12 protein-coding genes are annotated in these 14,502 nt (G+C 35.3%); 9 read left to right on the top strand and 3 right to left on the bottom strand.

What is annotated here, in order from left to right; genetic code table 11:
* The first annotated feature begins 94 nt into the window (after positions 1–94).
* Both FYJ58_RS15125 and FYJ58_RS01515 read left to right on the top strand, forming a co-directional pair.
* The gene (locus tag FYJ58_RS15125) at positions 95–2,641 is read left to right on the top strand and encodes a cadherin-like beta sandwich domain-containing protein (RefSeq protein WP_154516201.1); all 2,547 of its coding nucleotides are present in this window, start codon (positions 95–97) and stop codon (positions 2,639–2,641) included.
* Between the two features lie 63 nt (positions 2,642–2,704).
* Positions 2,705–3,973 (top strand): cadherin-like beta sandwich domain-containing protein, encoded by a 1,269-nt coding sequence (locus tag FYJ58_RS01515; RefSeq protein ID WP_154516198.1) that lies wholly within the window; start codon positions 2,705–2,707, stop codon positions 3,971–3,973.
* Between the two features lie 68 nt (positions 3,974–4,041).
* Here FYJ58_RS01515 and FYJ58_RS01510 read toward each other — a convergent pair whose 3' ends face one another.
* Complete coding sequence (locus FYJ58_RS01510; protein ID WP_154516195.1) at positions 4,042–4,578, bottom strand: histidine phosphatase family protein; 537 nt, start codon at positions 4,576–4,578, stop codon at positions 4,042–4,044.
* A 199-nt stretch (positions 4,579–4,777) separates the two neighbouring features.
* On the opposite strand from FYJ58_RS01510, the gene FYJ58_RS01505 reads away from it, so the two are divergent.
* From FYJ58_RS01505 to FYJ58_RS01475, 7 genes are all read left to right on the top strand, one after another.
* A complete protein-coding gene (locus FYJ58_RS01505; RefSeq protein WP_154516192.1) occupies positions 4,778–5,155 on the top strand; it encodes a GntR family transcriptional regulator in 378 nt (125 codons plus the stop codon).
* Between the two features lie 2 nt (positions 5,156–5,157).
* A complete protein-coding gene (locus tag FYJ58_RS01500) occupies positions 5,158–5,718 on the top strand; it encodes a UvrB/UvrC motif-containing protein (RefSeq protein WP_154516189.1) in 561 nt (186 codons plus the stop codon).
* Between the two features lies 1 nt (position 5,719).
* A complete protein-coding gene (locus FYJ58_RS01495) occupies positions 5,720–6,751 on the top strand; it encodes a protein arginine kinase (RefSeq protein WP_154516186.1) in 1,032 nt (343 codons plus the stop codon).
* A 19-nt stretch (positions 6,752–6,770) separates the two neighbouring features.
* Complete coding sequence (locus FYJ58_RS01490; RefSeq protein ID WP_154516183.1) at positions 6,771–9,218, top strand: ATP-dependent Clp protease ATP-binding subunit; 2,448 nt, start codon at positions 6,771–6,773, stop codon at positions 9,216–9,218.
* Between the two features lie 71 nt (positions 9,219–9,289).
* Complete coding sequence (locus FYJ58_RS01485; RefSeq protein ID WP_154516180.1) at positions 9,290–9,706, top strand: endosialidase; 417 nt, start codon at positions 9,290–9,292, stop codon at positions 9,704–9,706.
* Positions 9,707–9,710: 4 nt separating this feature from the next.
* The gene (radA, locus tag FYJ58_RS01480) at positions 9,711–11,099 is read left to right on the top strand and encodes a DNA repair protein RadA (RefSeq protein ID WP_154516177.1); all 1,389 of its coding nucleotides are present in this window, start codon (positions 9,711–9,713) and stop codon (positions 11,097–11,099) included.
* Positions 11,100–11,113: 14 nt separating this feature from the next.
* The gene (locus tag FYJ58_RS01475) at positions 11,114–11,464 is read left to right on the top strand and encodes a hypothetical protein (protein WP_154516174.1); all 351 of its coding nucleotides are present in this window, start codon (positions 11,114–11,116) and stop codon (positions 11,462–11,464) included.
* A 2-nt stretch (positions 11,465–11,466) separates the two neighbouring features.
* Here the strand turns inward: FYJ58_RS01475 and FYJ58_RS01470 are convergent, their stop codons facing one another.
* Both FYJ58_RS01470 and FYJ58_RS01465 read right to left on the bottom strand, forming a co-directional pair.
* Entirely contained in the window at positions 11,467–12,024 is a 558-nt protein-coding gene (locus FYJ58_RS01470; protein WP_154516171.1) for a hypothetical protein, read from the bottom strand.
* A 39-nt stretch (positions 12,025–12,063) separates the two neighbouring features.
* Positions 12,064–14,469, bottom strand: coding sequence for a bifunctional diguanylate cyclase/phosphodiesterase (locus tag FYJ58_RS01465; RefSeq protein ID WP_154516168.1), 2,406 nt, complete (start codon positions 14,467–14,469; stop codon positions 12,064–12,066).
* Positions 14,470–14,502: the final 33 nt, after the last annotated feature.

Below are 14,502 nucleotides of genomic sequence, written 5' to 3'. Positions count from 1 at the left end.
CTTTCATGCCATAAATATGCCATAGGTGAATTTTATAATCTCATTTAATGGTAGGGATGAGAATAAGCTGCAGAAGAGAAAAGGAGGCAGTAGCGTGAAAAAAAGAATTATTTTTAGTTTACTTTTGACGGTATGTTTTATAATTGGAATCAATATATGGTCAGGTAGAAGTGACGTAGAAACTGTAAAAGCATTTGCCAAAGGCACTGTTATAACTGATGGTCTTAGAGTCCGCACAAATGCCGGAACAGACAAACCGATACTAACCTATCAAAACAAGAATGTTTTATTGGCAAAAGGTACTTCTGTAACGATTAAAGCACAGACGAAAGTAAAAGAAGTTACGTGGTATAAGGTATCATTTGCATATCAGGGAAAGACTTTAAACGGTTATGTATCAAGTGAGTATATTAAGACAAGTATTAGTAACAAGGAAACTGCGTCTACAACAATCAGTATTCCGGCTAAGGTAACAGCAACCAGTCTAAATGTACGAAAGAAACCATCAACCTCGTCAGAACAGCTTATGGTAAGCAAACAAAAGGTTGCGTTGGAAAAGGGAACAGCATTGACAATTCGTCAGGAAATAACAAGAGGTTCTGAAAAATGGTATTATGTTTCTTTTAAGTTTAAAAATAAAACACAAAAGGGATATATTTTAAGCAATTATGCAAAGCTTACTTTATCGAAAAAGGTGAGTGCGGTTGTTAAAAGTAATAGCAGTGTGGCAATCAGAACTGGCGCAGGGGAGAAAAAAGATTACCTGATGGTCAATAAGAAGAAAGTAACGCTAAAAGATAGTAAGGCATTGACAATTACAAAAGAAGTAACAGATTCTAAGGGGATAAAATGGTATAAAGTTCAGTTTCCCTATGGTGGCAAAGAACGAACAGGATATATTGCGGCCAACAAGGTAAGTCTAAAGAAACAAATTATTAGTTCTGCAACGAAAAAAAAGATCGGTACTGTAACAGCAGACGGTTTAAGAGTCCGAACAGGTGCAGGGACAGATAAACAACAGCTTTCTTATAATGGGGTGAACGTAGTTCTTAAGAAAGGACAGACAGTTACGGTTCAAGGAGAAAAAAAGGTTGGAAAAGTGACATGGTATAAGATATCGTTTTCTTATGAGAAAAAGACATTGACGGGATATGTGTCAGGTGATTACATTTCATTTAGTAATTCTTCTGATGATGTAATTCCAACTAAGAGTCCGACACCAACAAAAACGCCAACTCCAACTGAAAGTCCGACACCGACAAAGACTCCAACTCCAACTAAGAGTCCGACACCGACAAAAACACCGGCTCCAACCAATACGCCAGAACCGGTTACGGATATTGACTCTTACCTAAAAGAACAGGGATTTCCGGAAAGCTATCGAAGTGCATTAAAAGAGTTACATAAAGTTCATCCAAATTGGATTTTTAAGGCATATAAGACAGGATTAAATTGGAATACGGTAATTGAAAAAGAATCAAAGGTAGGACTAAATTTAATCAGTGTGAATAAAACAGATGGTTGGAAATCATTTGAAGAGGGAGCATATAATTGGGCGACTGATAAATTTATTCCATATGATGGAAGTACATGGGTAACTGCTTCAAAAGAGGCAATTGAATATTATATGGATCCAAGGAATTTCTTACTTGAACGTGGAATATTCCAATTTGCAACATTGGAATATCAACCTTCCTATGAAACGAAGGATGGTGTAGAAAAGATTCTTGCAAATACACCGCTTTATAATACAAAATATTCTTATAAAGAAGATAGCAAAAGTAAATCTATTTTGTATAGTAACACGTTTATTGACGCGGCAAAAGAATCGGGAGTAAGTCCGTTTCATTTGGCAACGAGGGTAAAGCAGGAAGTTGTTTCTAATAGTACGACGTTAAGTGGATCTGCCAGTGGAAAGTATTCCGGTTATGAAGGATATTATAATTTTTATAATATTGGAGCAACACATAGCACAGCAGCAGGCGGTGCGATTGTGAATGGTTTAAGATTTGCACAAGGGTTAAAATCAACAGCGACAGATCAAAAGACATATTTACTTCCATGGGATAATCAGTATAAAGCGATTGTCGGTGGGGCAAAATACATTGGAAAGCAATATATTAATCGTGGACAGAATACGATATATCTGCAAAAATTTAATGTGACCGGCACATCTACTTATTCCCATCAATATATGGCTAATGTAGAAGCACCTAATTCAGAAGCAATCAAGCTATACAATGGGTATACAAGTGTTTTAGATTCTGCACTGGTATTTTTGATTCCGGTTTATGAAAATATGCCTTCTTCGAAATGTGGCACGCCGGGTACTGTTAAAAATCCAAATAACTGGCTTAAGACGTTGAAGCTCGGAAATAGTTCTTTTACGCCAGAATTTTCTGGAAACGTTACTTCATATACGATGAAATTAAAGGATACGGATAGTGATTCCTTAAAAGTTACGGCGGAAACGGTAAGTTCTAAGGCATTGATGAAGATTACATATAAGTCAAATGGAAAAACAACAGAGATTCATAATCAGGATAAGATTACAGTTGCTTCCGGAAGCAATGTACTAACTGTACAGGTTACTGCTGAAAATAAAGACACTAAAACTTATAAAGTTACAATAACAAAATAATTAAGCGAAAGTAGAAAAGAATAAAAAGTCTGAAAGGCAAGGAAGCAAAATGGAGGTAAAAGTATGAAAGAAAAGAAGATTCATATTTGGCTAATTGTGTGTATACTTAGCGTTTCAGGCTTTTTATTGTCTGGAACAGTTTCGCTGGCTGCCAGTGCGACAATATCATTAACTGAGCCGGGGAAAGTAGTGAAAAGTGGTGACACTTTTACAGTTGTCGTTCTTATAGAGTCTTCTGAGGAAATAGGAAATGTAGAAGCATTTGTTTCTTTTGATACGAAAATGGTTTCTTTTAAATCAGGAGGCTTGTATGCAACTGGTGGAGATGGATTGGTTATGATTTCAGATTGGAATTCAAGCGGGGAGAGTAAACGCAAAAAATATCCGTTAACGTTTGAAGCAAAGAAAAATGGAACTTGTAAATTTGAGGTGGAAAACGATGCCTCTATTTATGATAGTTCGGAAGTATCAATGTCGGTATCTTCAGTCAATTTGAGTATGGAGATTGGAGAAACCAAGAAAACCGCAGAACAAGAAACGGTAAATAATCCAGAAGTTAAGGAACAGACAAAGGACAAAGGCGTTTATCCGGCTTTGGAAACATTGACAATATCAGATGGAATTCTTGCTCCGCTATTTGAGCCTGAAGTTTATGAATATAAAGTGGTTGTAGACAGTACGGTGGATAAAATAGGGGTATCTGCAATCCCGAAAAATAAAGGTGATAAGGTAGTTATATCTGGGAATGAAGCATTGCAGGAAGGAAAGAATGAAATTGTAATCAGTCTTACTTCTTCTCTTGGTCGTACAAAAAAATATACAATCGAAGTGACAAAAAATGCTTCGAAAGAAAGTGATGAATCCGTTGAGAAAGAGAAACTGTCAGGGATTCATTGCAATAAAGAAGATGGCAAGATTAAACTGACGCAGTTTATGGCTCTTACGATTGAAGAGGCAAATGAAGATGAATTATTGAAAGGGTATGAGAAAACGAGTCTTCGAATGGATGGGATTACAGTTCCTGCTTATATGAAAAGCAATGACTGGAAGAGCAAACTCTTTTTATTATATGGTACAGATGAGGAAGGAAATACAGGATTTTTTCAGTATAACAGTGCAACAAAGACAATACAGCCTTATCAATTAGACGGAACGTCGGAAGATAAAACAGAACAGACCGATTCTTCGAATGATAACATGCAGTTGATTGTTGTGATTGTTATTTTGGGAATTGTCTGCACTATTTTGTCTGTCATTTTAGCACTTCAGTTCGTGAAGAAGAAAGCAGTTGATGACGAAGACGATGACATTTTTAAAGATTTTAAATATTAAGAGAGTTAAAAAGAAAAGGAAGCTGATATAACAAGTAATATCTTTTTTGTTATATCAGCCTCTTTTTCTTATTCTTTTGTATATTCGTACAAAAAACCATTTTTTACATGTCGTACATTTGTTCCGTGAAATCCGCGTTTTCGAAGTTCCCGTTGAAAATTAAAAAGCATAAAGCCATGAAATACAATTAGAATATTTTCTTTTTCCCAATCAATTTTATCAAGAAACTGATTAATCCGTTTACGGGTACCTTGGATGGATTCCGGCTGACTTTTGGAGCGAAAAAACCAGGCAAGGCGTCCGCATATATGCCATATTTCAAATGGAAGTTTTAATCGTTCCGTATGAATAAATGGTGCATTATCTACTTCACGAAGCAGTTTGTCAAAATAAATATTTCCACTATATACTTCTTTTGCTGTTGTAACAGCCCTTGGAAGGTCACTGCAATAGCAGATGTCCCATTCAATTCCATACATTTCAACGGGTTTTTTTATTACTTTAGAATGTTCGTATTTTTCGGACCATTCACGAAATTCTTTTGAAGTCATCATTCTTTTATGAGGACAGTGTACTTTAAAATGTCGAACTAAACCTATTTTCATATTGCTTTTCCCTATCGAATAAAATTATATTTTTATAAGTTATTTTATACTGAAAGTTAAAATTTATCAATGGAAATGATAAGTATTTCCTCATCATTCAAGGGTTTATCTTGCACTTTTATTTTGGTTATGTTATACTTTATGTATAACAAATATAACTAAAGATAATATAACTAAGGATGTAAAGGTTGGTGATAATATGGTCGTTACAATTGATTTTAATAGTGATGAGGCACTTTATATCCAATTACGGAATCAAATTATTATTGGGATAGCCAATGAACAGTTGAGAGAAGGGGAAAGTCTTCCTTCTGTTCGGGAACTGGCAGATAATATAGGAATTAATATGCATACAGTAAATAAAGCATATACTATATTAAAGCAGGAAGGATATCTGAAGCTGGATAGACGAAAGGGTGCAGTTGTCGCACTGGATATTGACAAATATCAGGCGAAGCTGGAGATGGAGGAAGCAATGCGGGTAATCCTTGCCAGAGGAATTTGCAAAGGAGTATCCTGTAAAGAAGCCCATCAGATTATTGATCAGATATTCAGTGAATTTAATAAGGAGGGCTAATCATGCTATGTAGTAGATGTCACAAGAGAGAGGCGAAGATATATTACACAGAAATCAGTAATGGTGAGAAAAAAGAGCAATTTCTTTGTGAGGAATGTGCAGGAGAATATACTTCTTTTCAGAATCAGTCTGAGGCAGGAGAAATGACAATCGGTGGTTTGCTTTCTAGTATTATTAGCAATTACTATGCGGATTCCATTTCAAAAGAGGAAGAGGAACTGTTAAAATTACAATGTCCGACTTGTAAAATGACTTATGAGCAGTTAATGAACGAAGGCAAGTTTGGCTGCGCAGATTGCTATCATGTATTTAAGCAGGTAATGGATAAGGGAATTCGCCAAATACAAGGAGCGGATGTCCACACAGGAAAAAGACCGGCAGGTTATGTAAAGCAAGAAGAGGAAGAAATAAAGCTGACAGAAATCGATAAGCTTACGATAGAGCTTCAGGCAGCGGTGCAGAGAGAAGAATATGAAAAAGCTGCTAAGCTGCGCGATCAGATAAAAGAATTGAGAAAACAGGAAGAGTTAGAAAAGAAGGCGGAATCGGCGAGGGAGGTATAAAATGGAAAAGTGGTTTGAGGAAAAAGGAAATTTTAGTGATGTAGTTATTTCAAGCCGTGTACGTTTAGCTAGAAATTTAAGAGAATATCCGTTTTCTACAAGAATGTCTGCAGAAGGTGCTGCAAGTCTGGTAAATGAAGTAATGGGTCAACTTTCAGGTCTTACCGATTCGGATGGAGTGTTCTATTTTTGTAATCTTTCTAAGCTTTCGAAAGCAGAGAGGATTGCCATGATGGAACGGCATGTACTGAGCCCACAGATTGTTAATAAAAAACAAGAAACAGGTCTTATTGTTTCAAAAAATGAGTCTTTGAGTATTATGGTAAATGAGGAGGATCATTTACGAATTCAGGGAATGGCCGGGGGAATGCACATTGAAAAAGCTTTCCAATTGGCAAATGAGATTGATGATATTGCGTCATCTAAAATGGAATTTGCATTTGATGAAAAATATGGTTATCTGACAACTTGTCCGACAAATGTCGGAACAGGTCTTAGAGCCTCTTATATGGTATTTTTGCCGGCTCTTTCTGCTGCAGGAAAGTTAAAGCTTTTGTCAGAAGAGTTAAACAAATACGGAATAACGTTAAGAGGCATGTACGGCGAAGGGTCAGAAGGGACAGTGAATATTTACCAGATTTCAAATCAAAAGACGCTTGGTAATAAAGAACAAGAGATTATAGACAATTTAAATAATATTGTATTGCAGGTAATCAGACAGGAGCGAAAACGAAGAGAGTATGTACTTATGAACAATTATGACATTATAGAAGATCAGATTTACCGCTCTTATGGTGTATTAAAGTATGCAAGACAGATAAATACAAAAGATGCGATGACATTGTTGTCGCAAATTAAATTTGGATTTGACACAGGAATATTGAAGAGTCAAAATAAAGAAGATAATATTTTCCGACTTATGATGGAGATTCAGCCATATAATCTTTTGCAAAGAGAAGGAAAAATGCTGGGAAATATTCAGAGGGATAAAATTCGTGCCGAATATATCCGTACAATGTTACCAATCTTATAAAAATAAGGAGGACTAAGTTTTGTTTGAAAAGTTTACTGATAATGCGAAAAGAGCTGTAGCCAGTGCAACAGAAACAGCTTACGAATTAGCACATAATTATATAGGAACAGAGCATTTATTAATTGGTCTATTGTCAACACCCGGGGTTGCAAGCAAAGTACTTGAAGAGAATGGTGTAGATAAGGAACGGCTGGTTGACTTAATTGAACAGCTGATTGCGCCTGCCACTGAATTAGAGATGGCTGACAAAGAAAATTTTACACCTCGTTCACAAAAAATACTAGCACAAAGTTACAGGGAAGCTTCTAGATTAAAAAGTGATTTAGTTGGAACAGAGCATATTTTAATTGCGCTGATTAAAGAGTCAGATTGTATTGCAGTTCGTCTTCTTAATACACTTGGAATTAATGTTCAAAAATTATATGTTGATCTTATGACCGCAGTAGGACAAGATGTTGGAAGTGCCAAAAATGAATATATGGCAAACAAAGGAAAAGGAAGAGGAAGATCTGCAACGCCGACTCTTGACCAATATAGCAGAGATTTAACTGCTTACGCAAAAGAAGGACATTTAGATCCTGTAATAGGAAGGGAAACCGAGATTCAGAGAGTAATCCAGATACTAAGCCGGAGAACGAAAAATAACCCTTGTCTTGTTGGAGAGCCGGGTGTTGGAAAAACAGCAATTGCGGAAGGTCTTGCAGAAAAAATTGTGGAAGGAAATGTTCCGGACACGATGAAAGATAAAAGACTTCTTACATTAGATCTTTCTGGTATGGTAGCAGGTTCAAAATATCGCGGAGAATTTGAAGAGAGAATTAAAAAGGTAATACAAGAAGTAATGAATGACGGAAATGTATTGCTGTTTATTGATGAACTGCATACGATTATTGGTGCTGGCGGTGCTGAAGGAGCAATTGATGCTTCTAATATTTTAAAACCATCTTTAGCAAGAGGTGAGATACAGTTAATCGGTGCCACAACAAGAGAGGAATATCGAAAGTATATTGAAAAGGATGCTGCGTTAGAGAGACGTTTTCAACCGGTTAATGTAGAAGAACCATCGGAAGAAGAAGCGATTTTAATATTAAAGGGATTAAGAAAAAGTTATGAAGAACATCATAAAGTAACGATTACAGATGATGCAATTGAAGCGGCGGTAAAAATGTCTTCTCGTTATATTAATGATCGTTATCTTCCGGATAAGGCAATCGATTTAATTGATGAAGCGGCTTCGAAAGTTCGTTTAAGCTCTTATGCCGCATCTCCAAAAATCAGAGAGCTTGAAGAAAAAAATAAGGAGCTGGAGCAGGAAAAAGAAGAAGCAATTAAAAAAGAAGCCTATGAGCGTGCCGGAGAAATAAAGGAACAGCAGATGCTCAATCTTGATAAGATTAAGGCAATCAAGAAAAAGGAGCAAAAAGAAAAAGAAGAAAAAATTTATTATGTAACAGAAAATGAAATTGCTGATATTATTTCAAGCTGGACAAAAATTCCGGTAAGTAAAATTGCGGAGGAAGAAACGGAACGCCTTCGAAAGCTGGAAAAGATTCTACACGAACGTGTTGTCGGACAGGAAGAAGCGGTCAGTGCGGTCTCAAAGGCGATACGCAGGGGAAGAGTCGGTTTAAAAGACCCAAACCGGCCAATTGGTTCTTTCCTGTTTTTAGGACCGACTGGTGTAGGAAAAACGGAGTTGTCAAAAGCATTGGCAGAAGCAATGTTTGGCAGTGAGAATGCAATGATTCGTGTTGACATGTCCGAGTATATGGAGAAGCATAGTGTGTCAAAACTAATTGGTTCTCCTCCGGGATATGTTGGACATGAAGATGGCGGACAATTAAGTGAAAAGGTAAGACAGAACCCATATTCAGTTATTTTGTTTGATGAAATCGAAAAAGCACATCCGGATGTATTTAATATTTTATTACAGGTTTTGGATGATGGACATATTACAGATTCCCAGGGAAGAAAAGTAAGCTTTAAAAATACAATTATAATTATGACTTCTAACGCAGGGGCTGAGCGGATTGTATCTCCAAAGACATTAGGATTTTCATCGAATGTAGATGAAAAAGCAGATTATAAGAAAATGAAAGATGGTGTTATGGAAGAGGTAAAACGTCTGTTTAAGCCAGAATTCATTAACCGTATTGATGAAATTATCGTGTTCCATTCTTTGACAAAAGACAACATCAGAGAGATTGTTTCAATTATGCTGAAAGGAATTGGAAAACGTACGAAAGCCCAGATGAATATTGCGATAAATCCAACAAAAGGAGTTATTGAACAGATTGTCAGCACGGGATTTGATTCGAAATACGGAGCAAGACCACTTCGACGTGCAATTCAGACAAGTATAGAGGATAAGCTTGCGGAAGCTATTTTGGATGGAACCGTGAAAGAAGGCGATGAGGTATCAATACGATTAAAAGGAAAAGAAATTGCATTTGTGGTAAAAAAATAAAATAGTAGAAAAATTTGTCGATATATTATATAATGAAGACACTTAGATAATAACTTTAGGAGGATTTGACCATGTCAGTTATTGAAGGGCTTATACGCAAAGAAACAAACAACACATTGAGTTTTGGAGACTATACATTAGATACTAAGTCAAAAGTTTCTGATTTTGAATTCCTTGGAGATCTTTATAAAGTAAAAACATTTAAAGAAATTACAAAATTAGAAAAAAACGGTTTGTTTGTATACGAATCAGTTCCTGGAACAGTTGTTAAAAATTTTAAAGTAGATGAAAAAGAAGTAGAATTTTTGGTAGAAAGCTTTGAAGATGCTCAATTTACTTTAGAATTAGAACCAGAAACAGAATACGAAGCATATATCGATGGAATTAGTATCGGCACAGTAAAGACAAACCTTGGAGGAAAACTTTCTATCAGTTTATCTTTGGACGAAGGAACAGAAAAATCTGTGAAGATTGTTCATTTAGGATAAGAATATGGCAAAAAATAAGATCGTTTTTTTCTGTAAGGAATGTGGTTATGAATCAAGTAAATGGTTAGGTCAGTGTCCCGCTTGTAAAGAGTGGGACACTTTCGTAGAAGAACCTGTAAGCCCAAAAACAAATGCCTATAAAAGCAGGTCTTATGGAAGCATAGGAAAAAGCAGTCGTTTTGAAAAGAGAGAACCGGAATTGCTCTCTAACGTTTCGATTGTTGAAGATACTAGGATTTTAACTGGAATGAAAGAGCTTGATCGTGTACTTGGAGGCGGTATTGTAGTTGGCGGTCTTGTTTTAGTTGGTGGTGACCCCGGAATTGGAAAATCAACGCTGTTGCTTCAGATGTGTAAAGAATTATCGTATAGTCAGCACAAAGTATTATATGTGTCCGGTGAGGAGTCATTGAAGCAGATTAAAATGAGAGCGGAACGTCTTGGAAAATTTGATGGCGAATTGCTGCTTCTGAGTGAAACCAATCTTGATGTAATAGAAGATACGATTACAAGAATTAAGCCGGAAGTTGTGATTATTGATTCGATACAGACGATGTTTAAAGAAGAAGTTTCTTCTGCACCTGGAAGTGTAAGTCAGATTCGGGAAACAACAGGAACCCTTATGCACTTGGCAAAGGATTTGGCAATTTCTATTTTTATTGTTGGGCATGTGACAAAGGAAGGTGTTGTTGCAGGACCAAGAGTATTAGAGCATATGGTTGATACGGTTTTATATTTTGAAGGTGACGGAACAGCATCGTTTCGAATTTTAAGGGCAGTTAAAAATCGTTTTGGTTCAACAAATGAAATCGGGGTATTTGAGATGAGAGGCAATGGATTAGCTGAAGTTGTCAATCCATCTGAATACATGTTAAAAGGAAAACCAGAAGGAGAGTCGGGTTCTGTAGTAACTTGTTTAATGGAAGGAACAAGACCGATTCTTGTAGAGATACAGGCATTGATTAGCAGAACAAATTTTAATATGCCAAGAAGAACTGCTGCAGGAATGGACTATAACAGAGTTAATTTATTGATGGCTGTAATTGAGAAAAGACTTGGCGTTTCTTTAGCTGATTGTGATGCTTATGTTAATATTGCCGGAGGTATGAGGGTTAACGAACCGGCTTTGGATTTGGCATTGATTGCTGCAATCTTGTCAAGTTATCGGAATCTTGCATTGGATAGTGATACGATTATTTTTGGAGAAGTGGGATTGGCAGGAGAAGTAAGAGCGGTTACTTTGATTGAACAACGAGTTATGGAATCGGCAAAAATGGGATATAAACGGTGTATCTTACCACAAGTTAATTTGGATTCCATGGAACAGGACAAAGTCAATGGAATGGAGTTAATCGGTTTAAGAAATATTCGGGAAATCTTAAACTATATGTAGGAAGGGGTAATTGAATGAAAGAGATGAGACATAAAGTTCAGGAAACAATAGAAACACTTGGAGAATCTCAGGATAAATTAGAAGAGGTTGCATATGAAATGCTGAATCTTTCAGATATTATTCGAAATGATGCAAAGGAAATAAAAAGAGAGATTGAACAATTATTGGCTGTAAAGTCAATGGAAGAGAAAGAACAGGCAGCTAGAAATATAGCATTATATTTGAATAAGGTTATGGGAGCCTCTGAGCAAATGTCTTATTTCGTTCATCAAAATGAAGAATATTTTTCAATTCAAAAAGAATGTATTGAGGAAGCAAAACAGATGTGTGATTTTATCCATTGCTTCCTCGATAATACATTGTGAAATTATAATAAATTATCTAATATCTGATTACTTGTTGGATAGTAAATTGATGGTAGTTTGTGTTCTTTTGTGCCAAAGTTTTTTACTGCATATAAAGAACAGATTGCATCGTAAGTTTTACGGGAATATTTTAATGAAAAAATTCTTGCAATTTTATCAAATAAAATCGGTGGAATCGAATATCCCCAAGCAGAGGTTCCGTCTAATAGTTCCAAACGATCTAAAGTAGAAGGTTCGATTTCGTACTGTGTACCGGTCTGTGTATTTTTTGCAATTAGTGTAACATATTGTGTATTTTCATTTACTTCGAATAATAATTCGCATACTTCAGAGCTATCCTCACGGATATGCAATTCTTTTAAAATATCAAATGCCGGCTCTATTGGCAAACCAATAGAATCTAAAGCAACTCTATTTATATCGTTGTGTTTAATAAGACGGATTAATTTGTCAATACTGTCTTGTGATAATACATCGCTAGATACTCGCTTTTCAGAAAGGAATCTTACGAGAGTATCTATCTCATCTTGACTTAATAAAGAAAAACTGGATTCATTCATATTTAGTACCTCCATTTGCTTATATTTATTGTAAATGCTTTAAGTATTTATATGGAACGCAAATTTTTCAAATTCTAGTTGAGAAATTGGTTTGGAGTAATAAAAGCCTTGAGCAATATTACAGCCTACACTCAATAAAAAGTTTGCCTGTTCCTTTGTTTCAACACCTTCAGCAACAATACCTTTATGTAGTTGGTTTATCATTGAAATTGTATTTCTAATTACGATTTTACCATTATCAGTGGTTACGGTATCATTTAAAAATTCTCTGTCTATTTTTATAACATCAACTGGTCCTTCTTTTAACATATTAAGAGAAGAATAACCAGAACCAAAATCATCCATTGCTAAAATAAAGCCATTTTCTCTTAGCTGATTCATAATAGAATAAAGCTGACTTATATCTTCTACAAATACACTTTCCGTAAATTCAAGCTCAAGTAAATGAGTTGGTATCTGATAAGTCTTTATTAGATGAAGAAGTTTTTTTATAAATTCCGGGTCAAACATGTGTACCCTTGAAATGTTGATGGATATTGGTATTGCCCGATAGGATTTATCTAACCATTCTCTGAGAATACGGCAGGTTTCTTCCCAAACATATTCATCCAGACGGACAATAAAACCGTTTTTTTCAAATAAAGGAATGAAAGAAGCAGGATTTATAAATCCATCCATAGGATGAATCCAACGAACCAGTGCTTCTGCCCCTACAACTTCAGACGACTTAATGTTACATTTAGGCTGTAAATATACTTGAAATTGTTTTGTTTTAAGAGCTTTTACCATTTCCCGTTCAATTTTGCCTTCGGTTAACAACTGATTACGCATAGTTGAATCATAAAAAGCATAATTTGTTAAAGTACTACCCTTTATTGTATTCAAGGCAAGCTTAGACCAATCAAACAGAATACTGATGGATGGAACAGTTGATGGTACGGAAATACAAATTCCGAAATAAGGAATTAAATTAAAATTAATAGGAAAAGCCTCAATATGCAAAGAAAGCTTATCAATGAAGTCAACTAGCTCATCTTTTGTTGTATACTTACGACAAATACAAAACACATCATTATTTAGTCTTCCAAATGCAGACTCTGGTGAAACCTGATCAATTAGGATATTGGCAATATATTGGAGCAGAGCGTCGCCTTTAGTTTCGCCAAACATATCATTGATTAGTTTGAATCTTGCAATGTCAAATCGGATAATTGCAAAGAAGGAAGTAGGATTTTCCTTAAACAATGTCTGGATTTGCGTAGTAAGTGCATATTCATTATAAATCTGTGTTAAATCATCAAATAATGCACGATGACGTAGTGCATGAATCGAAGTATCAACGGCTCTTGCTAATTCACCAATTTCATCTTTGGCAGATGAAGAAATTCGAAAGGAATAGTTTCCCTTTGCAATTTCCTTTGCTGCAGCAGTAATTTTCTCTAAAGGTGAAGCAATTCTTTTTGAAATGGTCATCATTACAAGGAATAGAACCAATATGCAGCCAATTAAAATAATTAAAATATTATGGGCTAAAGGTGCAATTTGCGAGTGACTGTAATTTTTAGGTACAGTTGTTATTACTTTCCATGAGTAGCCGGGCAGGTCTGTAATTATAGCTAAAAATTTTTGATTCTCTATGGAATATGAAAAAAGCTCCTGATTTTTTTCTGTATTATTAATTGTTTTCACATCGGAATATAAATAGTCCGAAATATTTGTATCCAAATACTCATCATTCGGATGGGAAAGAATTTTATTATTTCCATCAATGATAATATTTTGCATTTCACTAAGCTGTTGATTTTTTGAAATAAATTTTTTTATGTAATTGAGTTTAATATTAACGCCTAGGACACCTAAACAAGTTCCAGTATTTTCATCTAAAATTGGAACTATAATTGAAACAACCGGAAGGTTCTGAATGGGAGCATTATATATATCGGTTATATAAGGTAAATCATTAGCTGTTGTGTTTTTATACCACGGTTGTTTTTGGATATCCCATTTTTTTGAATCAACCGACCAATTCGCATCCGAATTACTAAAACCATACTGGCTGTCAAAATCGGCAATCCAAGAAAATAAAATGACGTCTGGTTTTGCAAGAGATATGTTATTCAATATCTTTTCCACATCCGTATAATAAGCTGTAGTTTTTGGAGTCTTATCAGAAGTAAGTGCCCTCAAATAATTCTGCAAACAATTATTATTACTTTCTCTTGAAAGCAGTGATAAATACTGGTCTAAAAGTGCGAGAATCTGGGTACAACTGGAATCGCTCTCGACCTTTAGCTGTTGTTTTATCAAATTGTTCGTAGAAGAAAAAACAGTATTAATACATAAAATAGCGGCAATTGTTAAAACAATAGTAATAGGAAATATTGTTGAAATAAACAACTTAAAACTAAGCTTATGAATATTCTTAAGCAACTTTTGATTTTGCATTTATATATCCTCTCAACATTCAATATAGTACTA

This window comes from Velocimicrobium porci (assembly GCF_009696045.1).
In the GTDB taxonomy this organism is placed as follows: Bacteria; Bacillota; Clostridia; order Lachnospirales; family Lachnospiraceae; genus Velocimicrobium; species Velocimicrobium porci.
This window is presented reverse-complemented; position numbering and strand designations above follow the sequence as displayed.